Annotated in this window: 26 protein-coding genes; 20 read left to right on the top strand and 6 right to left on the bottom strand. The window is 44.0% G+C overall.

From position 1 onward, the window contains the following. Positions 1–165 precede the first annotated feature (165 nt). From VNN20_02725 to VNN20_02710, 4 genes are all read right to left on the bottom strand, one after another. The gene (locus VNN20_02725) at positions 166–363 is read right to left on the bottom strand and encodes a hypothetical protein (GenBank protein ID HWP91097.1); all 198 of its coding nucleotides are present in this window, start codon (positions 361–363) and stop codon (positions 166–168) included. A 99-nt stretch (positions 364–462) separates the two neighbouring features. Next, entirely contained in the window at positions 463–636 is a 174-nt protein-coding gene (locus tag VNN20_02720; protein ID HWP91096.1) for a hypothetical protein, read from the bottom strand. A gap of 159 nt (positions 637–795) precedes the next feature. After that, positions 796–1,839, bottom strand: a complete 1,044-nt coding sequence (locus tag VNN20_02715) for a PA0069 family radical SAM protein (GenBank protein HWP91095.1) — start codon at positions 1,837–1,839, stop codon at positions 796–798. 203 nt (positions 1,840–2,042) lie between these two features. Next, positions 2,043–3,500, bottom strand: coding sequence for a helicase HerA-like domain-containing protein (locus VNN20_02710; GenBank protein ID HWP91094.1), 1,458 nt, complete (start codon positions 3,498–3,500; stop codon positions 2,043–2,045). A 521-nt stretch (positions 3,501–4,021) separates the two neighbouring features. On the opposite strand from VNN20_02710, the gene VNN20_02705 reads away from it, so the two are divergent. Beyond that, on the top strand, positions 4,022–4,738 hold the full coding sequence (locus VNN20_02705) for a site-specific integrase (protein HWP91093.1): 717 nt from the start codon (positions 4,022–4,024) through the stop codon (positions 4,736–4,738). Between the two features lie 62 nt (positions 4,739–4,800). Here the strand turns inward: VNN20_02705 and uvrC are convergent, their stop codons facing one another. Further along, the gene (uvrC, locus tag VNN20_02700) at positions 4,801–6,612 is read right to left on the bottom strand and encodes an excinuclease ABC subunit UvrC (GenBank protein HWP91092.1); all 1,812 of its coding nucleotides are present in this window, start codon (positions 6,610–6,612) and stop codon (positions 4,801–4,803) included. A gap of 308 nt (positions 6,613–6,920) precedes the next feature. Here uvrC and VNN20_02695 point away from each other — a divergent pair, with 308 nt between their 5' ends. The 5 genes from VNN20_02695 to def all read left to right on the top strand — a co-directional run bounded on the left by VNN20_02695 (position 6,921) and on the right by def (position 10,173). Next, positions 6,921–7,388: a hypothetical protein gene (locus tag VNN20_02695; GenBank protein ID HWP91091.1), complete on the top strand. Its 468-nt coding sequence runs from the start codon at positions 6,921–6,923 to the stop codon at positions 7,386–7,388. Positions 7,389–7,878: 490 nt separating this feature from the next. Next, positions 7,879–8,349, top strand: coding sequence for a hypothetical protein (locus VNN20_02690; GenBank protein ID HWP91090.1), 471 nt, complete (start codon positions 7,879–7,881; stop codon positions 8,347–8,349). Between the two features lie 275 nt (positions 8,350–8,624). After that, positions 8,625–8,834 carry a hypothetical protein gene (locus VNN20_02685; GenBank protein HWP91089.1) on the top strand — a complete coding sequence of 70 codons (210 nt, stop codon included), beginning with the start codon at positions 8,625–8,627 and terminating at the stop codon, positions 8,832–8,834. Positions 8,835–9,231: 397 nt separating this feature from the next. After that, positions 9,232–9,519: an HU family DNA-binding protein gene (locus VNN20_02680; GenBank protein ID HWP91088.1), complete on the top strand. Its 288-nt coding sequence runs from the start codon at positions 9,232–9,234 to the stop codon at positions 9,517–9,519. A 129-nt stretch (positions 9,520–9,648) separates the two neighbouring features. Beyond that, complete coding sequence (def, locus tag VNN20_02675; GenBank protein ID HWP91087.1) at positions 9,649–10,173, top strand: peptide deformylase; 525 nt, start codon at positions 9,649–9,651, stop codon at positions 10,171–10,173. Here the strand turns inward: def and rpmB are convergent. Continuing rightward, positions 10,158–10,352, bottom strand: coding sequence for a 50S ribosomal protein L28 (gene rpmB, locus VNN20_02670; protein ID HWP91086.1), 195 nt, complete (start codon positions 10,350–10,352; stop codon positions 10,158–10,160). The two genes, def and rpmB, sit on opposite strands and share 16 nt — an antisense overlap. A 133-nt stretch (positions 10,353–10,485) precedes the next feature. Here rpmB and VNN20_02665 point away from each other — a divergent pair, with 133 nt between their 5' ends. The 14 genes from VNN20_02665 to VNN20_02600 all read left to right on the top strand — a co-directional run bounded on the left by VNN20_02665 (position 10,486) and on the right by VNN20_02600 (position 25,524). Then, complete coding sequence (locus VNN20_02665) at positions 10,486–11,631, top strand: pyridoxal phosphate-dependent aminotransferase (protein HWP91085.1); 1,146 nt, start codon at positions 10,486–10,488, stop codon at positions 11,629–11,631. A gap of 9 nt (positions 11,632–11,640) precedes the next feature. Then, a complete protein-coding gene (locus VNN20_02660) occupies positions 11,641–12,837 on the top strand; it encodes a phosphoglycerate kinase (protein ID HWP91084.1) in 1,197 nt (398 codons plus the stop codon). Beyond that, on the top strand, positions 12,834–13,592 hold the full coding sequence (gene tpiA / locus VNN20_02655; protein ID HWP91083.1) for a triose-phosphate isomerase: 759 nt from the start codon (positions 12,834–12,836) through the stop codon (positions 13,590–13,592). The genes VNN20_02660 and tpiA overlap by 4 nt, the downstream gene beginning before the upstream one ends. Before the next feature lies 1 nt (position 13,593). Next, a complete protein-coding gene (gene secG, locus VNN20_02650; GenBank protein ID HWP91082.1) occupies positions 13,594–14,010 on the top strand; it encodes a preprotein translocase subunit SecG in 417 nt (138 codons plus the stop codon). 142 nt (positions 14,011–14,152) lie between these two features. Further along, entirely contained in the window at positions 14,153–14,419 is a 267-nt protein-coding gene (gene fdxA, locus VNN20_02645; protein HWP91081.1) for a ferredoxin, read from the top strand. Positions 14,420–14,740: 321 nt separating this feature from the next. Continuing rightward, positions 14,741–15,661 carry a TIGR01212 family radical SAM protein gene (locus VNN20_02640; GenBank protein ID HWP91080.1) on the top strand — a complete coding sequence of 307 codons (921 nt, stop codon included), beginning with the start codon at positions 14,741–14,743 and terminating at the stop codon, positions 15,659–15,661. Positions 15,662–15,704: 43 nt separating this feature from the next. After that, entirely contained in the window at positions 15,705–16,811 is a 1,107-nt protein-coding gene (dprA, locus tag VNN20_02635) for a DNA-processing protein DprA (protein ID HWP91079.1), read from the top strand. 123 nt (positions 16,812–16,934) lie between these two features. Then, a complete protein-coding gene (locus VNN20_02630) occupies positions 16,935–17,471 on the top strand; it encodes a UpxY family transcription antiterminator (GenBank protein HWP91078.1) in 537 nt (178 codons plus the stop codon). A gap of 36 nt (positions 17,472–17,507) precedes the next feature. Further along, a complete protein-coding gene (locus VNN20_02625) occupies positions 17,508–18,200 on the top strand; it encodes a response regulator transcription factor (protein HWP91077.1) in 693 nt (230 codons plus the stop codon). Positions 18,201–18,657: 457 nt separating this feature from the next. Continuing rightward, positions 18,658–19,125 (top strand): response regulator transcription factor, encoded by a 468-nt coding sequence (locus VNN20_02620; GenBank protein HWP91076.1) that lies wholly within the window; start codon positions 18,658–18,660, stop codon positions 19,123–19,125. 39 nt (positions 19,126–19,164) lie between these two features. Next, positions 19,165–21,000 (top strand): glutamine--fructose-6-phosphate transaminase (isomerizing), encoded by a 1,836-nt coding sequence (gene glmS, locus VNN20_02615; GenBank protein HWP91075.1) that lies wholly within the window; start codon positions 19,165–19,167, stop codon positions 20,998–21,000. Between the two features lie 355 nt (positions 21,001–21,355). Further along, positions 21,356–22,669, top strand: a complete 1,314-nt coding sequence (locus VNN20_02610; protein ID HWP91074.1) for a UDP-glucose/GDP-mannose dehydrogenase family protein — start codon at positions 21,356–21,358, stop codon at positions 22,667–22,669. A 37-nt stretch (positions 22,670–22,706) separates the two neighbouring features. Then, positions 22,707–23,720 carry a UDP-glucuronic acid decarboxylase family protein gene (locus tag VNN20_02605; protein ID HWP91073.1) on the top strand — a complete coding sequence of 338 codons (1,014 nt, stop codon included), beginning with the start codon at positions 22,707–22,709 and terminating at the stop codon, positions 23,718–23,720. 130 nt (positions 23,721–23,850) lie between these two features. Further along, positions 23,851–25,524, top strand: a complete 1,674-nt coding sequence (locus tag VNN20_02600) for a glycerol-3-phosphate dehydrogenase/oxidase (GenBank protein ID HWP91072.1) — start codon at positions 23,851–23,853, stop codon at positions 25,522–25,524. Positions 25,525–25,561: the final 37 nt, after the last annotated feature.

Below are 25,561 nucleotides of genomic sequence, written 5' to 3'. Positions count from 1 at the left end.
TTGTCAACCTTGATTTGAAAAAAAGTCGAGTCTTAGGTTGTGAATTATGAAGATGCATGGGCGCAAGCATGTGTATCAAAATTTTTTGAATACGATATCCAAGTATTATCAGCAATTGTGGGAAAAAAACAGGACTTCAGTCTTCGACTTGCCCCCTCATTTTTCCTAGTCTATATAGTATCTCATGATAGGGGCGTCTTTCCGAGCGGCGTAGGCATTCCACAAAACCTGCGCCTTTGAAGGCGCTGGTAAACCGGTCCAGGCAAATGCCGGAAGATCTTTCTCTTCCTTAGGTTCTATGGGATAACCCTCCAAGATTTTTCCACCCTTCTTCCTTACATGCTCAATGCATGCCTTGAGCAATTATACGGTAATTCCCCTGTTTCTGTAATCCTTGTCCACAAAAAAGCACACTATCGACCATACCGGTTTATCATCGATTCGTTTTAGCACCCTCGACCGTTACAGAGATGAAAATTTCTCTCTCAGTGCCACCGAGCACCATGCTATAGACTTATCTTTGAGATAAGCTAGCAAGCCGGGAATCTCCCCTGAATTCACGATGCTTCTCATAAATTCTTTGTTTTTATTGCCTTTGTTCTTCTCGTACTCAGAACGCTTTAGTCGCCACCACATGCACCAGCACCCTCCGGAAGCCCCCGATCACCAAATAGTGTTTCAAGGTCATCCCAGTTTTCTTGGTTTAGTGGTTTAAATTTGAGCCCGGAAATATTTTCCCCCTGCGTCCGGGACAAATTATCATAAAACAGTTGTAAGGCGAAGAGGTTTTAGAAATCAAAAAAGCTTCAGTTGTATGCCTCCGGGCCGGCGAAACGAATCGCATGAAAGGCGAATCTTATTCTTGTCGATCCCCGCTTTTCTGCAAGCGACCTGAAATAGCGTTTTGACCTGCTCGGCAAAAATGCCCTCACCCTTCATGCGTTCATAGAATTCGGGACTATTAAGCCTGCCTTTTCGTATAGACCGAATCCTGTTCAATACCTTGTTCTTCTTCTCTGGAAAATGCTGCTCAAGCCAGGTCTGGAAGAGTCCTGAGACGGCGTAGGGTAGCCTTAACATCACGTACCCTGCTTGTAAAGCGCCTGCTTCAACTGCCTTCTGGATGATCCTAGGAAGCTCATGGTCGGTAAGTCCCGGAATAACAGGCGCAACCATTACCATCGCCGGAATACCGTTTTGGGACAGCTTTTCGATCGCCTTCAAGCGTAAATCGGGCTGGGAGGCCCGGGGCTCCATAACTCTGGCCAGCTTAGGGTCCAGAGTGGTGATAGAGAGCGCGGCTATTATTGCATGATGCTCGGCTAATTCCTTCAAGATATCTATGTCCCGGGTTACCAAATAGTTTTTTGTGACGATTCCCGCCGGGTTACGAAACTCGGCCAGGACTTCTAAGCACCTCCGGGTTATGCGGAAATGCTTCTCAGCAGGCTGATAGCAATCTGTAACCCCGCTTATGGCGATGGGCTTTGGCTCCCATTTGGGAGAAGACAGTTCCTTTCTGAGTAATTCTGGTGCATCTTCCTTGACGAATATTTTTGTCTCGAAATCTAATCCGGCGGATAGACCAAAGTACTCATGGGTGGGGCGGGCATAGCAGTATATACAGCCGTGCTCACATCCGCGGTATGGATTAATGCTGGCTTCAAACCCTACATCCGGGCTCTCGTTGTAAGCGATGATGGACTTGGTGGTGTCCCTATAGAAAATGGTTTTAGGTGAAATGCCTTCAGCAATCTCGTCTGCATCAGGAACGTACTCTATCTTCTCGAAACGATTGGGCGGATTTTCAGAAGACCCGCGACCCTTTATTTTGGGCACCAATCTGACACTATCCAAATCTTCACCCGGATTTAAACAGGTTTATTACAAATAATATTATCAACTTTTTTAATCGACGTATCAACAGCCAGTCCACTTGTAGAGCTTGATTATTCTGACAAATGGCTTTAATGCGTTCTTATCCAAAATGAGAGATTGCTTCGCCGCCAAAAGAAAGCAGCAATGATACACCATCTAGAAAGTTAGCGTTTAGTCCCGCTAAGTATTGAGCCCAACACACCGCGGAGGATTTGTCGGCCTAATTGCGTGCCGATGGTGCGTGCTGCGCTTTTGGCCATAGCTTCGTATATACTTTCACGTTGCCGTCCAACTTTCTCTTTTGGTGGCGAAGTCTTAGGCAGTGTAGCCATAGTTTGAGTGTTTTCTTCTGCGCGACCTCTTAGCATTTCATAAGCTGATTGTCGGTCAAAGGTCTTTTCGTAGTGGCCGTATAAAACCGACTGACTGATAATCCGTTGCCTTTCCTCCGGTGTAATCGGTCCGATCTGGCTTTTAGGAGGGCAAATTAATGCGCGTTCCACGATGCCCGGGCTCCCTTTCTCATCAAGTAGTGAAACCAGAGCTTCTCCAACTCCAAGCTCGGTTATCACCATTTCTGCGTCGAGTTTTGGATTGCTCCTAAAGGTCTGGGCTGCGGCCTTAACCGCTCTCTGGTCGCGAGGGGTGTAGGCGCGTAGCGCATGTTGAACACGGTTGCCCATCTGTCCGAGCACGGTATCCGGGATATCTAACGGGTTCTGGGTGACAAAGTATACCCCTACACCCTTAGAACGGATGAGACGGACTACCTGCTCGATCTTATCCAGTAAGGCCTCGGGCGTATCGTCGAATAGTAAATGGGCTTCATCGAAGAAGAAAACGAGTCTAGGTTTCTCCGGGTCACCCACCTCCGGCAATTGTTCGAATAATTCGGATAATAACCACAGAAGAAAAGTGGCGTAAATTTTAGGCGACTGCATGAGTCTATCGGCCGAAAGTATATTTATCATCCCATGCCCATTGGTGTCGGTTTGCATGAGGTCATGAAGGTTCATAGCCGGCTCGCCAAAGAGCTTGTCCCCTCCCTGTTCTTCGAGTGCCAAGAGCCCTCTCTGGATTGCTCCAACGCTTGCCGCGGAAACATTGCCGTACCGTGCAGTGAATTCCTTGGCACTTTCACTTACATACTGAAGCATCGACCGGAGGTCCTTTAGGTCGAGTAAGAGAAGGCCATTGTCATCGGCTATCCTGAACACAATCGTCAGCACACCGCTCTGGGTCTGGTTAAGATTGAGCAACCTGCTCAGCAAAAGTGGTCCCATTTCTGATATGGTGGTGCGCACTGGGTGTCCCTGCTCACCAAAGACATCCCAGAATGTCACCGGGCTACCGGCGAAGTGGAAATCTGCGAGTCCCAACTGCTTTATCCGCTCGACTATTCTGGGTTTTTCCGTCCCCGGTCGGCTGATGCCGGAGAGGTCTCCCTTAATATCCGCTGCAAATACCGGTACTCCGATTCGGCTAAAGTTTTCGGCCAATACCTGTAGCGTTACGGTCTTTCCCGTACCGGTGGCTCCGGCAATAAGACCGTGGCGGTTGGCCATTCTGGGCAGGAGACAAAGCTCATTTTCACCCTTAGCAATTAATATCGGTTGGGCCATACTTTATGCATACCTCTTGAGCAATTGTTGATTATACCGGCCGAATAGGTCACGATGAATGCCTAATCTTAACAAAACCCCATTTAAGTTTCAATTGAAATCAGTAAGACGTGAAGGGTTTTTTCTATTTCCTTTGAGCTGTCATTTTTTTACCACTTATGCTTAACAATTAAGCTCGTTGGTGAGTGATCTCAACGTGACCGACCGAAAACTTGGCAAATTCCTATAAAGAGCTGGCATAGTTATAGCCAAATTTTACTGTGTTGAATCTCGAAATGCGGTCACTCATATAGCTCTCCATACCTTCTAGGAATGCAAAGAAGACTGAACCGTTTCCCAACCAGGTTACGGTTTGGTCTTCTTCTTTTTGGAGTATTTATTATTATGCCGAATCATAAAGTTTCTTAGTATGTAAACGTTGTTTGTGATAGTGGTGGCAAAAGGGCAGGATTAATTTCGTGTATAGGTAATCTTCACGAATTATTAAAGCTGTGCTATGCTTTCGACGGAGGTATAGATAATTGAATAAACCAAACTATTCAGTGACCTATATAAAAAGTGAGAAGGAAAAGGCGATTGAGAAGATAATAAGGATAGCCAGGAAGGAGGGGTGGGATTACGAGGATTTTAGTTACGTCTATCGAAGAGTAAGAGAAAAGCTGGGCTTGAAACCGGGCAAAAAGCCAAAGAGGCTTCCACGGATCCTCTCCGAGGAGAGTTTTAAAAGATTCTATGAAGAGGTGGAGAAAGCGGACAACCTTCGGCATGAGCTCATGTTGAAGCTGCTATTCTATACTGCGGTGCGCAACCAGGAATTGGTGAACATCAGGATGGCCGATGTCTATCTGGATGAAAATAAGATTTTTATAGAGGGGGGAAAGGGCGATAAAGACAGGTATGTGCTTTTCAACCAGGACTTCAAGATGGCCTTGAAGGTTTACATGAAAAATAACCCTAAAAACAGGTATCTATTCCAGACCAGGTTGAATGACAAGTATACAACGAGAAGAATCCAGCAGATAGTCAAATATTACGCGGAGAAAGCGGGGATCAAGGCTACCCCACATACCTTCAGGCATCAGGCCATAACCTGGCTAACCAAAAATGGCTTCAATGATGCCGAGCTTATGCTTATTACCGGTCACAGTTCCAAGGAAAGTTTGAAGATATACCAGCATATATCATTACAGGACGTGGAGAATAAATACCAAAATGCTATGAAAAGGCTGGAGTTCTAGCCAGGGCTATCGGGCATTGTGGCTTTCATACTGTTTAAATTTAAATAAGTTATGGAGAAAACCTATTGGCGGAGACGCTGTTTAATCATCTCCGCAACCTTCTTGTTAAATCCGGGCATCGACGAAATCTCCTGCAGTGAAGCCTCTCTTATTGCCGATAAACTGCCGAAGTGTTTGAGCAGTACTGCCTTTCTCCGTTTTCCGATTCCAGATATGGAGTCCAGTTCCGATTCAAAGGCTCTTTTGGTCCTCAGCCTCTTGTGGTAAGTAATAGCGAAGCGATGAGCTTCGTCTCGGACCCTCATTAGTAGGAATAACTCCTGAGAATTCCGGGAAAGGGAAACGGGGTCTTTTCTTCCAGGAATGTAAATCTTGTCCGGTTCTCCTTCGTCTCTTCCTTTGGCGATGGAGGCTAAGTCTAACTTTTCCCGGAGCCCGATTTCGTCGAGGACTTGATAGGCAATGTTTAACTGTCCTTTTCCTCCATCGATAAGGATAAGGTCGGGAATCTCCCAACCCTCCTGACCGGCCCTGCTTAACCTTCTAAACAGCACTTCATACATCATGGCGTAGTCATTTGCCCCGAGGACCGTTTTTATCTTGAATTTTTTGTACCTTTTCTTTGCCGGTTTGCCGTTTTCGAACCTGACCATCGAAGCTACGGCTTGGTCTCCCTGGATGTTGGATATGTCGAAGCATTCGATGCTCCGAGGGGGTCTGGAAAGGGAGAGGGCGTGCTGAACTTTCTTCAATAGATGATAGCTTTCCTGCCTATCGACGGATTTTCTCTTGAAGCCCTCTTCGGCGTTTCTACTTGCCATCTCCAGGAGTTTTACCTTAAATCCCCGCTCCGGAACAGTAATTCTTACCTTCTTGCCCTGTTTTTCCGAGAACCACTCGGATAAAGCGTTTATTCCCTCAAATTCTAGAGGAATTATGATTTCTTGGGGTATAAAGCGATCTCCCCCGTAAAGCTGGGTGATGAATTCCCGGAGTATCTCCTCATCCTCCCATGTAGCCTTCTCGAAGGAGTACTGGGCTTTGTCGATTATCGACCCGCCTCTGCTGAAGAGAACTACAAACTCTACATACTGACCCTCCCGGTAGAATGCCACTATATCTTTATCCATTAGGCTTGCTGAAATGTGCAGTTGGGTATCTAGGTGTTTTTCCAGGAGTTTAATCTGGTCGCGGTAGTGCGCTGCGTCCTCATACCTAAGCTCCTCTGAAGCTTGACTCATCTTTTCACGGAGAAGTTTTAAAATCTCTTTCCTTTCTCCTCGAAGAAACATCTTGGTTTGTTCGACGATTTCTCCATATTCTTCTTCATCGATCATCCCGGCGCACGGTCCCGAGCAGAGTTTCATGAAGTAATTAAGACAGGGCCTCCCGGAATGGCGCTTGAATTTTTCTTCGGTACAATCCCGCAGGGGGAAGATTCGGTGAATAAGCCGTTTGGTTTGTCTCAATGCCTGGGCAGAGGCAAAAGGGCCGAAATATAAAGCCCCGTCTTTCAATATTCGCCGGGTGTATGTAAGCTTTGGAAACCTTTCTCTGGAATCAAGGCGCAAGGAAGAATAGTTTTTATCGTCTTTCAAACGGATGTTGTATTTAGGTTTGTTTTTCTTGATTAAGGAGTTCTCCAGCATCAGGGCTTCGCGCTCGGTCTGGGTGACTAAGTAATCGATGTCTTTTACCTCACGCATCAGATAGGGTATTTGTGGTCTTAGCTCATTGTCCAGGCTCTGATGAAAGTAAGAGCGCAGCCGGACTCTCAGGTTTTTAGCTTTCCCGATGTAGATTGACTTCCCTTTCTCGTCTTTCAGCAGGTATACACCGGGGGAGGAAGGAATAGAGTCTAACTCTTCTTTCATAGAATTCATTAAAGATATATTGTAAAGGATGGAAATTTTATATCCAAAAAAGTGGTGAAGATGTGCTCTCTAGGCATTTCTCATAATCTAGAAAAAATTTCTCCTAATCCGATTGACCAGGGTTATAATTAATTGAATTACTTCATATCAAACCATGGTGGGGTAATAATAGATGATTAAGACCATACTTCCCGCGGATGATATTTTGAAGTCTTGAATTTCTCCACACGGCGTCTAATACTATACGTGCTTCCTGGTATTCTTTCGATGTAAGCTATGAATTTATTTAAGGTTAAGTTTTTTCGAGCATGAACGACAAAACGGCCCGTGATATCGTAAAGGCTTTTGCCGAAGTCCTGGACAGGGATGATTTAGAACCATTGGATTCGGTGCCTTCGGCCCTCCCGGAGTCCCTTCTGCGATATCCTAAAAACTTAATTAGGCGTTCTATCGCATTGCTTTTGCTGGAAGAAACAGATATGGATAGAAGACAGATACTCGAAGAGAGTTATCTATTCTTGGATAATTTTATTTCTGACCAGGACTATAAGTTGTTTTATTTCTACGACAAATCAACAGATGATATTGCTCAATCCCAAAATCTGGAAAGAAAACCGTTAAATCTGCCGTCCAAAGCCGAGGTCATGAAGAAGGCTCAGCGTACTAACCAGCGCCTAAGGGAGAGATGGGAACAGGCGCTGGAAGAGATAAAAGTCTTTAGGCGTATTATGGGGTTGCCTGATGATTTGAGTGACCTGATTAGCCGGGTTTCCTGATATGGTCGATACTAGGCAGTTTTCGTTATAATCGAGGCGGGTGGTTTTAGAAATCATCTCAAACCCTAAGACTTTTAATAAAAAGGTAATTTCTGAAGTTGATTATAGCTCCGCTCTTTTGTAGGTTTGAGAGAATACATATGGATTTCAAACTACAAGGCGACCTGATATCAGTTAACCGCTTATTATCTTAATGCACCCCGGCTGGAGTCCCTAATTCCAAAGGTAGAAGCTTTCCTTTGGGGGTTGGTCAGTCGGTGGGAAGTCAATTCAAACCAGATAGACGCGTAGGCTGTAAGAAGGTTGTGTATCGCCCTTATCCACCCCTTAACTATGACGTGACCGGCGATTTATACGCTCCTTATCACCGTATTAGGGTAATTAAAAGGTAGGTAGCGGTAAATGGAGTCTTGTTATTTACCTTTAAACGTATTAAAATGGTAAAACTGGCCCGAATTAACAACGATTACCGGCGGAGCTAATCGATAAGATGTCGTCCTACCACAGTTTAAAAACATACGAAGATGCGGCTAGGCGATTCTTGAACGACATAGAAGGTCATCCCGGCCTGAAAGACCGGGGAGAGGGAAGGACCGGTGCTGAATGGTGTTTTGACTCTGAGGTCAACATAGCCGCTTACCGGGTTGGAAAAGAAGGGTTCGTCTTAGCTGAGTGTGGAAAATGGCCAAGCCTGATGGGTTTTAGAAATCCGACCCGGTTTTTGTACCATGTTAGATGCTCAAAAGACGCCGACCGCTTTGCAATTATACCAATTGACCTGAATGGCTGGCCAAGAATCGTGGCTAAGGCCAAAAAAATAACCGAGGTTAAAATTGACCTCAGCTCTCCCAATAAGGAATTTATCGAAAGGATAATAAGATTATTATTTGCCAAGGTAAGGGATGAAATTGCGCTTCGTGGTAGACTGAGGCCGGTTGATATTAATGCGGATGGTAATTAAGGATTAGATATTAAAGCGCACTTCTGTGCTTTTTGCCGACCGGGTACTTTGGAAATCCAACCCTGTGTCCGGGTCTTCGGCAACCGGAAGGATTAAAAGCAGGGACGGTAGTTAGTAAACCTGTAATCAAGTGGTACATCATACTCAGTCGGGTTATTAAAAGCCTTAACATCTTTTAAATATACGGCTGATGAGATGCTCGTTTCATTGTTGACCTAACGCTTTAGTCCTGGCGGTTCAATTTTTGTTGTATCTTGAAGGAGGGATGGGAGGAAATGCCTATAAAGATAGCCGGTATAACTCTTTACGAGCTCAAAGAGATCTCGGAAAAACTCAAGGGAAAAGTAACTTCGAGGACGCTCAGAAATTATATTAAGCAGCGTAAACTCAGAGCCAAGAAGGTCGCGGGAAGATGGTATGTTTCGGATGTGGCTTTGAGGGAGTATTTTAACGTCGGAGAGAGCCAAAAAGGAAGGAAGAAATGATTTGACTAAAGTACGAAAATTCTTGAGTAGACTGAGTATATTCACTGGCTCGATGATATGGTTTTAAATAGGGTTCCTTGAATAGTCTGAAATTATCCTTGTTTATTCCTTTTTGCGGGAACTATAACAAATATGCGCATACGATCATTTTGCTAACTTGTTTGAAGGTGTTCTTTTAATGCGGCGGCGTTGTTGAAATTAGGGTCCTTTGCCGGGAAAAGAAATATGATAAATTGGATTAATGTCCAGCCTTTCAAATATATATATAGCGAAAGGGAATACCATATTAACCATAACTGCCCTAAAACAATGAACTCACTATTGACAAACCGGAGTAAATTAAATAAAGTGGATTCCTAACTTGTTCATAATTATTCAGAATTTAAGGTGACTTAAGATGAAAAGATCAGAGCTGGAAAAAGAATTGGCCGATAAATTCAATCTTCAGCCCCAACAGTCGGAACAGATTATTAACACTATTATTGAATATATGACCGAGGTGCTGCAAAGCGGCGACAGGATCGAAATCAGAGGCTTTGGCAGCTTCTTTACAAAGGGCTATAAACCGTACAGTGGTAGGAACCCAAGAACGGGTGAGGCAATAGAGGTTCCATCCAAGAAGCTACCTCATTTCAGGCCCAGCAAGGAACTGATCAAGAAGTTGAATGAGGATGAGAGCGCTTAACTTGATTTAGTTTCCTTGGCAATATCCGTTGTTAGTTAACTCTCGACGATAAAAAGTTATCTAATTTTTCCAACAGCGTTTCGCCCAATTTTGACAACTCTATAGTTTCGTATAGGATTCTATCATAGTATGGCGATTCTAAGAATTCTCACTTATCCTGACCCAAAACTGAGAAAAAAATCTGCCCCTGTAGAAAAGATAGACGGTGAAATTGAAAAACTACTCGACGATATGGCAGAAACCATGTACGATGCGCCGGGTATAGGACTGGCTGCCCCTCAGGTTGGTGTCAATCTAAGGGTATGTATTATAGACATTTCTCCCAGGGAAGAGGGTTCCCCTGGTCTTATAGAACTCATAAACCCGGTGATTTTGTCCGCCGAGGGTGAACAGATTGCGGAGGAGGGTTGTTTGAGTATCCCCGGATTCTTGAGCGATGTTAAAAGGAAGGCGCGAGTAAAGGTTCGGGCGGTTGATAGAAAAGGAGAGCGGTTAGAGATAGATGGAACTGGCCTTCTTGCTCGTGCTTTGCAGCATGAGATAGACCATCTGGACGGGGTGCTTTTCATTGACCGGCTGGGAAAGCTAAAGAGGGAGCTTCTCAAGAAAAAAATAGAAAAGGCTTTTGGAAAAGAGGGTTATGCTGCCTTTTGAACCTTCCCGGATTTAATACATTCAGTGCAGACCCTTATTCTTCTTACCTCACCGCTCTGGAGACGTGCTTTAATCTTCCTTAAATTTATGTTCCAGCGTCTTTTGGTTCTGTTGTTTGCGTGGCTTACATTATGTCCATAAAGCGGTTTTTTCCCGCATATTACACAAACCTGGGCCATATCCTATTTTCCGTCCTTATCATTTAAAGTAGCTTGAATATACCTAGGGAAATAGGCTATTTCAAGCTGGTGAGGTATCATAGCTTTTCTTTCCTGGACAATGCAGCAAGCATTACTTAGAATAAAAATCAACATGCCGTCCAAGCTATCTGAAGAGATATCGCCATTCTTCGTCATGGATGTATTGGAGCGGGCCAAAGAGATCGAGGCCCAGGGAGGGAGAGTTGTTCACTTTGAGGTAGGGGAACCAGATCTCCCGACTCCTGGAATAATCTGTGATGAAGCTATAAGGAGTATCAGGGAGGGGGACACCAAGTACACCTCGAGCTTGGGAATTTCCGAGCTTAGGGAGGCGATTTCTTCTGACTACAGAGAAAACTACGGGGTCGAAGTCTCCCCGGGAACGGTCATCGTTACCATGGGTAGCTCTCCCGCTTTATTCTTGGCAATGGCATCGCTTTTAAACCCTGGGGACGAGGTCATAATTACCGACCCTCATTATGCCTGTTACCCCCAGATTATAAAAATCGCCGGGGGGGTGCCTAAACCGGTAAGAATCTACGAAGAAGAGGGTTACCAGATTGACCTGAATAGGGTAAAAAAGGCAATCTCCAGAAGGACGAAGGCCATATTGATCAATTCTCCATCAAATCCAACCGGGGTGGTTCTAGAGCCGGATTTAATGAGGGAAATATCGGAGCTGGGCTTATACTTAATCTCCGACGAGATATATCACGGACTGGTTTATGATGGAGTAGAACATTCGGCCTACGAATTTACGGACAAGGCATTTGTAGTTAATGGATTTTCTAAGCTGTACCGTATGACTGGGTGGCGGCTCGGGTACCTAATTGTGCCTCCCGATTTTATTCGTCCGATTCAGAAGCTCCAACAGAACCTTTTCATCTCCCCTAATCCGTTTGTCCAGAGGGCAGGGATCTTGGCTTTGCATAGTGCTAAGGCTAAAGTGAAAGAGGTAGTCAAGATCTTCGGTGAAAGAAGAGACAGGATGATGGAAGGGTTAAGGGAGCTTGGCTTCGAAATACGCTATGAACCCCGTGGGGCGTTCTACTTGTTTGTCAATACTGAAAAGTTGGGTAATAGTTCCTATCGGTTAGCCTTCGATATACTGGAAAAAGCCCATGTAGCGGTAACGCCAGGGATTGATTTCGGACAGGGGGGAGAGGGTTATTTGAGGTTTTCCTATGCTAACTCGTCCGAAAATATAGACGAGGGAATAAGAAGACTAAGAATATACTTGGATGGAAAGACAGTATAAAGACGTTAAATGAACCTGATCTCCATAGACGAAGTAGATATCAAGGAAAAACGCTTATTCATTAGGGTTGATTTCAACGTTCACCTGACAAAAGAAGGGGGGTATTTGGATGAGGCCAGAATACGGGCAGCGCTTCCTACTATACGACACGCCCTAAGGGAGAAGGCTAGGGTAATAATAGCCTCGCACTTGGGAAGGCCCGGAGGAAGACCAAATCCAAAACTATCGCTAGAACTGGTGGGAAGAAAACTATCGGAGATTCTCGACGGGGAGGTGTTTTTCCCGGAAGATAGTGTAGGAGATGCGGTGAAGAAGGTGGCCACAGATATGCCTCCGGGCAGCGTCATGCTGCTGGAAAATCTCCGGTTTCATAAGGGGGAAGAGGAAAACGACCCCCGATTTGCCAAGAAACTCGCCGGGGTTGCAGATATTTATGTGAACGAAGCCTTCTCTATGTCGCATCGATCCCATGCCTCGGTTGTTGGTATTCTGGACTTTTTTCAAACTGCTTGCGTCGGGCTTGAGTTTAAAAAGGAGATTGAAAATTTAGGACGTCTTGTCTATAACTTCTCTCGTCCATTTGTTGCCGTATTTGGTGGCCGAAGCGCTCCGGAAAAAATTCCCATAATGGAGAGCATGCTGGATAGGTTAGATACAATTCTAATCGGTGGAGCGGTGTCTAATACCTTCCTGAAGGCTTTGGGAAGGCAGCTCGGAAAGTCGGTTACCGATCAAATAGCTTTGTATAGTGCGGCTAAGCTGGTTTCTTCGGCCTCAGCGCGTAATATAAGGTTAGTTCTTCCAGATGACCTAGTTCTAATAGAAGGTGATTTGAAGAGTTACTCTAATTCTTTTATAATGTCAGGGAATATAGTTCCAGGAGATGCTACTGTCGTTGACTTGGGGCCGAATACACTAGATTCGTTTACTTCTAGAATTCTCAAGGCGAAGACGATATTCTGGAATGGGCCAGTAGGAATTTACGAAAATGATGAATTTGCGAAGGGAACCGCAGCCGTAGCAAAGGCCATAGCCGCCTCCGGTGCTTTCAGTGTGGCGGTGGGGTGGGACACAATTATGGCAATAAAAAAAACGGGTTATGAAGATAAAATTTCGTTCCTGTCGAGGGGTGGTAAGGCTGCTTTAGAGTTTATCCAGGGCAAAAGACTCCCAGCTCTAGAAGCTCTAGAAAGAAAGTTCAAATGAGGAAAAAGCTAATAGTTGCCAACTGGAAGATGAACATGCGAAGAAGGGAGGCAATGGCACTGGCAGAAAATATGGTCGAACTGCTTTCTGATTTATTAGGTCGAGTGGATGTGGTGTTGGCTGCCCCATATATCTCTCTCGATGTAGTGGGTCGAGTAATCCGAGAGACGCCCATGGAACTAGGTGCGCAAAATGTATTCTGGGAGGCCTGGGGTGCTTTTACTGGCGAAATTTCGCCTTACATGCTCACCGATATTGGATGTAGATGGGTAATAATTGGTCATTCGGAGAGGCGAAACCTGCTGAATGAGACTGATGAAATGGTGCAAAGGAAGATTAAGATGTCCCTCGAGGCTGGTCTTATTCCCATAGTTTGCGTTGGTGAGAATATACTGGAGAAGGAACAAGGGAATACTATAGAAGTCATCGAGAGACAAATAGGAAATGCGCTTTATGGTATAGGATTTATCGATTCGGATGAGCTTGTGATTGCTTATGAACCGGTTTGGGCAATAGGGACCGGGAATAATGCCACTCCGGAGGAGATAGAGCATGTTCATGGAGTTATTCGTGAGATATTGGGCAGAATTCTCGGGGAGATTGCAGGCGAGGTAAGAATTCTTTATGGCGGTAGCGTCAACCCGGATAACATAGGGGAGATCCTAGCAGTAGAAAACACTGATGGGGCTTTGGTAGGGGGGGCAAGCCTTAGGGCGGATTCTTTTGCAAAAATAGTTCAAATAGCAGGAGAGTAAAGTGGACATAATCTTTAGTGTGGTGAAGGCTATTCACATTCTTGTGAGCATACTTCTCATCATAACCGTGCTTCTTCAGCCTGGTAAAGGGGATATCGGATCGGTATTTGGTGGAACAACCGAATCGATTTTTGGTGCAAGCGGTGCAGTTCCATTTCTCACCAAGGTAACTAGGGTCCTTGCGGTTCTTTTCATTATTTCTTCGTTGACTCTTGGCTATTTTTCTACACAAGGCATCAAGTCGTCGGTGGTCAAGGAGCAGACACCCGTATCAGTCGAGCAGAAATCCGAGGCCGAGTCCAGGGGAGATATGCAGAATCCTTCCGAGGCTACTTCTACCAAGCCGGAAGGAATTAAAGAATCGGACGTACCTCAAAAGCAAGATAAGATTCAGGAACCCGATTCGGAGAGTAAATAAAGCGACAATTAAATAAAATACATACTGTAATTCTCGATTAAAAGAGATATAAGGGTTAGAAGAAACCCTATTAGCGGTTACTTGCATCTAAGGCTGGCATTATGTATTTTTATCATTACTGACTCCAGGAGGTGCTTTAAGTATGGCCTATATAATTGCAGAGCCGTGCATAGGTGTGAAGGATAAGGCCTGTGTAGAAGCTTGCCCCGTGGACTGCATATACGAAGGAGAGGACCAACTTTTTATTCATCCGGATGAGTGCATAGATTGCGGTGCTTGTGTTGACCCATGCCCTGTAGATGCAATATATCACGAGGATGAGCTTCCGGATAAGTGGAAACAGTTTATAGAGAAGAATAAAAGCTTCTTTGATGGAAAGACCGGTCTTACCCCGGCACGAAAAGATTAACCCTGCAATTCGGTAATCCCCATCTTATTTAGCTGAGAAAAATAGTGCTTATTGCCATTTATTAGCAAGGTAGGATATCTTATTGCTACATCTCCTATCTTGGTTTTTCTGACCGTATGAAGAAGTATTCGGGGATTTTAAAGTTGGACAAAGGGAAAACACCTTCTGGGAATGAGAGCGTAGATACCAGAAGAAAAAACTAGAACATCTAATTACCATTTTTCAGTATGAATATAGGAATGCTAAGTGTCATTTGAATTTTACGAATTCTTTGGAGCTACTCATCGGTTGTATTTTATCTGTGCAGTTGGCATAGAATTTATGAAGAGGCGTTATAACTCTTATAGCAATTATCTAAAAGAGAGATTCGGTTGTCGGGTTCAGAAAGTCTCGGTGGACATGGGCTTTACCTGTCCAAATAGGGACGGTAAGGTAGCACGAGGGGGATGTATTTATTGCAACAACGAAAGCTTTGTTCCCCCTTATGCACGAAGCCGTTTTTCAATGGACTATCAGATTGAAACGGGGATGGAATATCTGCGAAGAAGATTCAAGGCCCAGAAATTCATAATTTACTTTCAGGCTTATACAAACACTTATACTAGTGTTGATAGACTAGAAAAGCTTTACTGTGAAGCGCTCAAGCATGATGACGTTGTAGGACTGACCATAGGTACCAGGTCAGACTGTATAGACCGAGAAAAGATTGAGCTGTTGGAGAATCTAGCCAGGGATTTTTTTATAACATTGGAATATGGAATCGAGTCGGTGTACGATAAAAGCCTACGCTTTATGAACCGGGGGCATGATTATCAATCGGTAATCGATGCGATTGGACTGACTAAAGACCGAGGAATATACATAGGTGCACACATAATACTTGGTTTGCCGACCGAGAGTGAAGATGAGATGATCAGGACTGCCGGCGAGGTCTCAAAACTAGACATAGATTTTATCAAGATTCATAACTTGCACATAATCAAAAATACAGCGTTAGCTGGAATGTACTCCAAAAGGCCGTTTCGTCTCTTTAGTTATGAAGAGTATCTCGATTTTATCTCTCGTTTTCTTGAGCGATTATCACCCCAAATTGTAGTGGAAAGGCTCTTTACCGATACCCCCAAAGATCTTCTTATAGCTCCTCTTTGGAATAAATCCCATAACGATATAATGCGCGGAATCGAAATGGAACTGGAGAAGAGAGACACATATCAAGGAAGACTGTTTAAACGGCAAACCTAGCAATGTCTTGACTCCGTGCCATTTAAGTTGAATCATCGTTGCGATGGATGACCTGAAATATTGGATTGCGCTCAGGCTAGTACCCAATGTAGGTGAAGTTCTATTCAAGAATCTTGTCCTGAAATTTGGGACACCTGGGAATGTTTTTGAGGCTAAGCCGGCTGAACTTCAGACGGTAGATGGGATAGGGGAAAAGACAATACGGGCTATCAGAAATTTCAGGGAATGGGATAGGGCCGAGAACGAAGTCTCAAAAATTAAGAATCTAGGTTTCAAGCTCATACCTTTGACTGATTCAAAGTATCCCCCAAACCTTTTTAACATTTATAATCCTCCACCGTTTCTCTACGTAAAGGGAGATATCTTGCCAGGGGATGATATGGCGATAGCTATCGTTGGAACTAGGGTTCCGGATAGATACGGGAGATTTGTTACTGATAACCTGGCGGAAGAGCTGGCTGCTAGGGGGGTTACCATCGTGAGTGGAATGGCCCGCGGGATCGATTCAATAGCTCATGCTGGGGCATTGAAAAGAGGGGGAAGGACTTTATCTGTTTTAGGTTCAGGTCTGGACGTTATCTACCCTCCTGAAAATAAGAGACTATACGATGCTATATCAAAACAAGGGGCAGTTATATCGGAATTACCTATTGGAGCTACTCCTGATTCCTTGAATTTCCCCAAGAGAAATAGAATAATAAGTGGCCTATCTTTGGGTGTTGCCGTTATTCAGGCTTCGGATAAGAGTGGTTCTCTAATCACTGCTACTTTTGCCATTGAACAGAATAGAGAGGTATTTGCGGTTCCCGGAAACATTGGGACTAAGCTGAGCCAAGGAACTAATAAACTTATAAAAAGGGGCGCTAAATTGGTTGAGTCCGTCGAAGACATATTGGTTGAGATAGAGTCTTTAAGAAGACTCCCAACACACCAATCATCGAAAGAAAGTGACGCTCACTTCTCTGAACTGAGTAGGGAAGAGGGGTTGATATGTTCGGTAATAAAAGATAAGCCTCTTCATATTGACAAAATTACACAACTAGCCGGCATTGATTCGGCAAGAGCACTTTCCGTGCTTTTATCTTTGGAGCTTAAGGGGCTAATAGTGCAGATGCCTGGGAAGATTTTTAAGACCAGGAACCTGAAGTAGCCCGAGTATAACTTTAGTCTAATTCTCAAACTAACTAAAGTCTGTTGACTTTTGTTTGGTTTTGCATTTTAATTAAGATAAAAGTTAGAAATTACTTATCACTAAGGGAGGTTGGATTACAATATGTTGCCAGAAGGGGCGCTCACACTCACTGATATATGCGATGAACCAAAATGGTATGCTGTACATACTAAAAGCCGTCACGAAAAAGTTGCCGAGGTGTCGCTGAAAAATAGAGGTATTAATGTGTTTCTGCCGTTGAGGGAAGTTCTTTCGCAATGGAAAGACCGCAAGAAGATAATAAATATTCCCCTTTTCCCGTCTTACCTATTTGTGAGAGTGGGTCTGAGTGATATTCAAAATGTAATGTATACTAAGGGTGTTTTGAGGCTGGTTGGATGTAATGGTACTCCAGTGCCGGTCCCGACAGAGCAGATTGAAGCTGTGATTAAGGTGGTTCAAAACAAACTAAAGTATGATCCTTATCCTTATTTGGATGTGGGAAGAGACGTCCTAATAAAAAGAGGACCGTTACAGGGCATAGTAGGTAAAATAGTGGATAAGAAGAAGTCGGCCAGGCATACGCTCATAATTTCCATAGACCTAATAAAGAGGTCAGTTTCGATAGAAGTTGATGTTTTAGACATAGAACCACTCTAGGGAACCCTAGGTGTTTTGAACCAAGGGAGATAAAACATGAAAGTTAAAAACTCGGATTATATCGATAAAGATAGCGACATTATAAAGGTAGTGGTGGCTTGTTATTATCCTCTACTGAGGGAGGGCATATCAAAGATAATCGAAGACGATAAAAATATAGAAATTGTAGATAGGGTTTCGAATCTACTAGATTTGGTTCAATCATGTGAAGATTGCAAGTTTGATATTTTACTCCTTGACGTCGATCTTAAGGGGTTAAACCTCACCAAGATCCTTCAGTTATTGAAGAAGAATAAAAACGCTAAAGTGGTTTTGATTGTCGATAATGATTATAACGAAAACACGCTAATAAGCGCTATTCGGTCGGGCGTAAGGGGATATATACTAAAAAATACTGAGTCTAAGCACCTCACTAAAGCCATCAAGTCGGTGCACGACGGGGAACTTTGGGTGGAGAGAAAAATGATGCTAAAAGTGTTAGAGGCTTTTTCTTCTTCTCCCAAGGGTAAAGGTAGAAAGAGGAAAAGCCCAATTTATGACCTTACCGAGACTGAGGCTAAAATTGTGAAGTTAGTATTGAACGGTCTTAGCAACAGAGATATAGCTAAGGATCTGTATCTGAGCGAGAAAACGGTTAAGTTCCACCTATACAAGATTTTTAAGAAGCTTTCTGTTAAGAATAGGTCAGAGCTTATACTGTATGGTTTTAGAAACGGATTTGTAAGCTAGTTTGCGACCGTCCGATGGCGTGTTTTGGTAGTTCATCCTCCCATGCCCCCTAGTTTCTAGAACATCGAAGTAGGTGTTGATAAACTGCTGGTCAAGTCGGCTTACCAGATTCCAATACAGACCAGCGCTTTTGGAAAAGGTGATCGTTAATTACCGACTATAGTTATATAGTTTTTCAAACCAAAGTTATATAGTGTACCATTGATCATACTTCTTTTTTTATAATCAATTCAACTAAAGTCCAATTGATTTGGTCATATGACAGTGAGATAAATATATCTAAGTTTGGACTGAGGTCAGAATTCACTGTAAGTGAAACGCGGGAGCTTATGAATATATCACGAATCATTGGTTTAATTCTCGGGTTAATATCTACAAGGTTCATATTGCCAATTCTCAATCCTATGTCGGTTAAAGCTGGGATAAAACCTGCTTATTCAGGCTCTAGGGAGAAGAAATGCCGGATTACAGAAGGATAATTTTAGCGTGCGAGTATGCTTTAGATCGAGAAGCTCTTTCTAACATACTAACTTCTGAGGACGACTTAGAAATAGTGGCTCAACTCTCCAGGGCTAGAGATATTGAAAAACTTATCCTTAGTAAAATCAAAGCCGACCTTTTGATTTTAGACCTAGATATGCCTTATTTGGATTTGCTGGGCACGTTGCGGTTGATAAGGGAAAAAACACCCGCTTTAATAGTACTTTTACTAGTTGAAAGGTACGATGAGGATAGGATTATAGAAGCTATATGTGCGGGGTCTTTGGGATATATACTTAAAACTGCCAGTGCATCTGAGTTGATTAGGTCGATTAGAGCTTTAACTAATGGTGAAGCTTGGATTGAAAGAAAAATCATGGCCAAGGTCATTTCTAAATTTTCTCATCCCGTAAGTAATTCTATACCAGTAGTTCAAGGCTTGTAGGTAGTTTTGCGAGACCTGTTTCGCTGGAGGTAAGTTGAAGTGTGCGGAATAGTTGGCTATATAGGAAACAACGATGCTGTACAAATACTCCTAAGCGGACTCAGAAGGCTGGAGTACAGAGGATATGACTCAGCAGGAATGGCTTTTTACGAGAATGGCAATATTGTTTTGAAGAAAACCGTGGGGAAGTTGTCTAACCTCGAATCCGCTCTCGGAAATCAAGGCTATAAAAGCCACATTGGAATTGGCCATACCCGTTGGGCCACGCATGGAAAGCCTACGGAGATAAATTCACACCCACATTCGGATTGCCACGGCAGACTTATGGTCGTGCATAACGGCATTATCGAGAATTATGCTCTATTGAAGAAGGTGCTGATTTCTGAAGGTCACATTTTTAGGTCGGAGACGGATACTGAGGTTATTGCTCATCTTATCGAAAGGTACCTGGACAATGGTAATTTATCTGAGGCGGTAAGGAGGGCGTTAAGTGAGATAGAGGGAACTTATGCCATCGCAGTTATAAGTAGTATTGACCCGGACAGCATTATCGCAGCGAGGAAGGGTAGCCCTCTAATAATCGGACATGGAGAGAAAGAATGGATGGTTGCGTCGGATATACCAGCTATCCTGAACATTACCAAGAATGCCATATTTGTTAATGATAATGAATTGGTAGTTCTTCGTGAAGATGGAACTGAGATAATAGATATGTCTAGCGGCGAACAAAGGGAAAAAAGAATTTATGAAATACCATGGGACTTAGAGCTTGCCGAAAAAAATGGCTATCCTCACTTCATGCTAAAGGAGATTCACGAACAACCCCAAGCTGTTAAAAGTACCTATGCCGGGAGATTAGTAACAGATGAAGCAGACATGATTCTGGAAGAAGCTAATTTATCCCCGGAAGGACTTAAGAAGATATCTAGGATTCACATTGTATCGTGCGGGACTTCTTGGCACGCCTCACTGGTTGGGAAATTTATGATTGAAACCCTAGCCCGTATACCGGTGGAAGTGGACTTGGCCTCAGAATTTAGGTACAGAGCTCCTTTTGTCGACCACAATACCTTAACTATCGGTATAACCCAGTCTGGGGAAACTGCAGATACGATCGGAGCAATAAGAAAGGCCAAGGAAGAAGGCTCGCGTATTCTCACAATATGCAATGTTGTAGGAAGTAGTGCCACAAGAGAAGCAGACGGCGTAATATACACCCATGCCGGACCGGAGATCGGAGTAGCATCCACGAAGGCTTTTACGTCCCAACTAGTCGCCTTATATCTACTGGCAATTCGCTTGGGAAGGGCAAAGGATTTGATATCCCATGATGGTTTTTCTACGATGGCGGAGGAGTTAACTACTATTCCCAAAAAAATTGAGGCAATACTCGATAGGGAACAAGAGATTAAAAGACTTGCCGATCTTTACTGGGAAAAACGGGACTTTTTCTTTCTGGGAAGGGGAATTGTGTATCCTATCGCTTTGGAAGGGGCACTCAAATTGAAGGAAATATCATACCTCCATGCAGAAGGCTACGCCGGCGGTGAGATGAAGCATGGACCTATCGCTCTTGTTGATAAAGATATGGTTGTGATTGCTCTTGTTCCTCGTAATTCTGTTTATGAGAAGATGTTAAGCAACATAGAGGAAGTAAAAGCCAGAGACGCTAAAGTCATTGCCATAACCGATGAAGATTGTGGTGAAATCGGACAGAAAATAGACCATGTTTTTTACTTGCCCAAAACTAATGATTTTCTTACTCCTGTTCTCTATACGATACCCCTTCAGCTTTTTGCTTATTTTATGGCCAGAAAAAGAGGGTGCGATATAGACCAGCCGAGAAACCTAGCTAAGAGCGTCACCGTCGAGTGATTAAAGGGGATTATTAGAGGGGATTAGTATATAATTAATACTTTTGACTGTTCATTTTAAATATGTAAGCCTAAGGTATTACATAATCACCAATTTAAAACTTTTCTGGATGATTTACCTAACTAAAGTCCAATTGATAATTATCCGGGGTATATTACTTCTTTAATTATTCACCTTAAGATACCGCTCCGCAGTATTTCAGCTATGTAAGTGAAGGTGCGGAGCTTTGAATTTAGCGGAGAAACCGTGATAATTTTTATTCAGTTGAATATAACGCAGTGTAAAGTTCTTTATGATTGTGGCATTAGTTTTGCTCAATATTAAGTTAAATTCAAGGCAGTAGGAGGGATGCATAATGAATATCGGTATAATAGGAACCGGGTATGTAGGGTTGGTGACGGGGGCCTGCTTCGCGGAAAGCGGGAATAATGTGACATGTGTTGATATCGATGAGGAAAAGATCAAAAGTCTAGTCCGGGGTAGCGTCCCCTTTTATGAACCCGGTCTCGAAGAGCTAGTCAGGAGGAATGCAAAGGAAGGCCGTTTGAGTTTTACTACTGACATCAAAGAGGCTATACAAAAATCCTTCATTGTATTTATTGCAGTTGGTACTCCACCAAATGGCGATGGCTCTGCAGATATAGGTGCGGTATTAGAAGTGGCACGAGTAATAGGAGAGAGCTTGAATGATTACAAAATCATCGTCACCAAGAGCACTGTTCCTGTAGGAACGACAGAAAAGGTTCGTGATGTTATAAGAGGGGTAACCGATATTGAATTTGACGTAGCTTCAAACCCTGAGTTTCTGAAAGAAGGGGCCGCCGTCGAGGATTTTATGAAGCCGGACCGGGTTGTAATTGGGACGGACAAGGCATCTGTCGCTGCAGTTCTCAAAGAACTATATTCTCCATTCATCAGGACAAGTAACCCGGTTATTAGTGTGAGTATAAGATCTTCGGAGTTAGCCAAGTATGCAGCAAACGCCATGCTTGCGAGCAGGATTTCCTTCATGAACGAGATAGCAAATCTCTGTGAGCTGTTAGGAGCGGATGCCTCGGAGATAAGAGTAATAATAGGTTCAGATGCCCGAATAGGAAATTCTTTTCTTTTCCCTGGTGTTGGATATGGCGGATCTTGTTTTCCCAAAGATGTCAAAGCACTGATTAAGACTGCGGAGAAACTTGATTATGACCTTAAAATATGCAGGGTAACGGACGAGGTTAATATGATGCAGAGGGAGGTGTTCTGGAGAAAGATAAAAATGCATTTTAAGGGAGAGTTAAAGGGGAAGAAATTAGGGATCTGGGGACTTTCTTTTAAGCCAAAAACGGATGACCTGAGGGAGGCCCCATCACTTTTTGTCATAGATAAGCTGCTATCTTTTGGGGCGGAGGTTCATGTGCATGACCCAGTAGCAATGGAAAAGGCCAGAGAATATTTGGGGGATAGAGTCGAATATGCTAGGTCAAATTATGATGTTTGTTCTGGAGCGGATGCCCTAGTTATTCACACGGAATGGAATGAATATAGACAACCCGATTTTGAAAAAATGAAGAAGCTCATGAAGTCGTCGGTGATATTCGATGGTAGGAACCTTTATAATCCCAAGAGGTTGGAGATCATGGGATTTCAATATTACGGAGTTGGAATAGGAAATGTTGTAAGTTAGGTTATGTATTAGATAACAAAAAACACTGGGAATTCATATGGAGCATACGAGATTAAACGAACCTTGGAGAATCGTGGTTACCGGCGGGTCCGGCTTTCTGGGATGCCATTTGTGTTACAAACTGGTAGAAATGGGTCACCAGGTAGTTTGCATCGATAATCTTATTACTGGAAACGCTGATAACGTGGCTAGTTTAATGGGAAACGAACGGTTTAAATTCATAAATTATGATGTAACCAATTTTATTCATATCGATGGACATGTAGATGCCGTACTCCATTTTGCCTCCCCGGCAAGCCCCATAGATTACCTGGAATTCCCAATACAGACTCTGAAAGTAGGTGCTTTGGGTACGCATAAAACCCTTGGGCTGGCCAAATCTAAAGGGGCAAGATATCTACTGGCAAGCACATCGGAAGCCTATGGAGATCCGCTGGTAAACCCACAACCCGAGCACTATTGGGGAAACGTTAATCCGGTAGGCCCGAGAGGGGTTTATGATGAAGCTAAACGCTTTGCAGAGGCTATTACCATGGCCTATCATAGGTATCATGGCTTAGATACCAGGATAGTGAGGATATTCAACACCTATGGACCGCATATGAGGCCAAACGATGGAAGGGTTGTCTCGAACTTTATAGTCCAGGCTTTGAGGGAAGAGCCTTTGACTGTGTACGGTGACGGGAAACAAACCCGGAGTTTTTGCTATATATCGGACATGGTTGAGGGAATAGTTAGGCTTTTATTCGCGGAACCGGATAACCCTGGACCAGGGAATTCAAGTGATGGACAGAATTCGATACACTATCCGGTAAACATTGGAAACCCAATTGAACTTACGGTTCTCGATATCGCCAACATGATTCTGGGCTTGACAAAAAGTAGAAGCAAAATTGAGTTTAAGCCATTGCCCGTGGATGACCCCCGGGTTCGAAGGCCTGATATCACCAAAGCTATGACCCTTCTCGGCTGGGAACCCAAGGTCAGCATCGAAAAGGGTTTGTCTGAAACAATCAGATATTTTAAGGATATATTATTTCCCAAAGCTTGAATCCGGGTACAGAGTCATTCCATCACTCAATCCCTTTTAATGTTGGAAATTAGTAGACGCTGGCCGAAGGCTGAAGTTTTGACACTGCCTTTTTTGAATATTTGCAAAACAGCTTATTTATTAGGGACTGATGAAAAGAGACTTGGTTCAGTTATCGAGAAGTTCTTACGATATGGTTGTAGTGGGGGGAGGAATCTTCGGTATTTGCGCTGCTTGGGAGGCTGCGTCGCGGGGTTTATCCGTTGCGCTGGTAGAAAAAGGTGATTTTGCTGGCGCAACCTCGGCAAATTCATTCAAGATTGTGCATGGGGGAATACGATACCTTCAGCACGCCGATATCAAACGGGTACGCGAATCCTGCAAAGAACGAACTACGCTCCTGCGCATCGCTCCTCACCTTGTGCGTCCTCTTCCAATAGTCATGCCAACTTATGGTCACGGCTTACAGGGCAAAGAAATATTAAACATTGGTTTACTTCTGTATGATCTTCTCACCTTTGACCGGAACCGAGGAGTCAATGATCCGGGACGGCATATACCCAGGGGCAGGTTTATTTCCAGAGAGGAGTGCTTGGATATATTCCCGGGTTTAAATCGTGAAGGCTTGACCGGTGCAGCGATTTTTTATGACGGTCAGATGTATAATCCAACACGATTGGCCATCTCATTTCTCCGGTCCGCTGTTGACGCCGGTGCCGATGTAGCTAATTATGTGCAGGTGACGGACTTCATCAGTACCGACAATCGGATAACCGGTGTCAGGGTGGAAGACACACTCAATGGAAATACCTTTGAGATCAGGGGCAAGGTGGTAATTAATGCCGCCGGCCCTTGGGCTAACTGGTTGTTGAAACACTCTATGGGGTTTGGTTTGACGCCAGAGCCCTCATTTTCCAGAGATGCCTGCTTTGTAGTCAGGCGTAAACTTCTAAGTGAGAAGTACGCGCTGGCCGTGCCTGCTAAAACCAGAGACCCAGACGCCTTACTCAGCAGGGGCAATCGACATCTCTTTATTGCTCCTTGGCGCGACTACACGCTCATCGGGGTCTGGCATAAGGTTTTTAACGATGCCCCGGATAAGTTTGTTTTAACTGGTCAGGAAGTTCAAAAATTTATCGACGAAGTTAATGAGGCTTATCCAAGGCTTGAGCTTACCCCCAATGACGTTTCGATTTGGAATGCCGGGCTTATTCTATTTGGTGATAGCAGACAAAATGCGGCTGACTTAAGCTTTGGTAAACGATCGCTCATAGTTGATCACGCAAAAGACAGCAATGTTGAAGGCTTGATTACGCTGATCGGGGTGCGTTATACAACGGCTAGGGGTATTGCGGAGAAGGCGTTGGATATGGTTTTCAAAAAGTTAGGAAAGAGGGCTCGAGCATCGGCCACGGCGGTAACACCTGTCCATGGGGGTCAAATAGAATGCTTTGATGAATATCTCCGTATGGCCGTGGAATCCTGTCCGAAAGCCTTGAATCCCAGGCTTATACCTGCCCTAATCCATAATTACGGCTCTGCCTATACCGATGTGCTCAAATACATCGACCAAAACCCAGCTTGGTCGGAGACCCTGGGTGAGTCAACAGTGATTGAGGCGGAGGTGGTGCATGCTGTTCGGGAAGAGATGGCGCAAAAACTTGGGGACGTTATTTTCAGGCGAACCGACCTGGCTACGGGAGAGCATCCCGGAGAAGCTGCCCTGCAAAGGTGTGCTTATCTTATGGCGGCAGAGCTGGGATGGGATGAAGGTCGAGTTCAGAGGGAACTAAGCGAGGTTAAGACTAGGTTTCCGGAATTTTAAACGTCAAGATTTCAAGCCAGTTGCATTGTATTATTTA

This window comes from Thermodesulfobacteriota bacterium, assembly GCA_035559815.1.
Classification (GTDB): Bacteria; Desulfobacterota_D; UBA1144; order Nemesobacterales; family CSP1-2; genus DATMAT01.
Note: the sequence above shows the minus strand (reverse complement) of the source record. Positions and strands in the feature narration are given on the sequence as shown.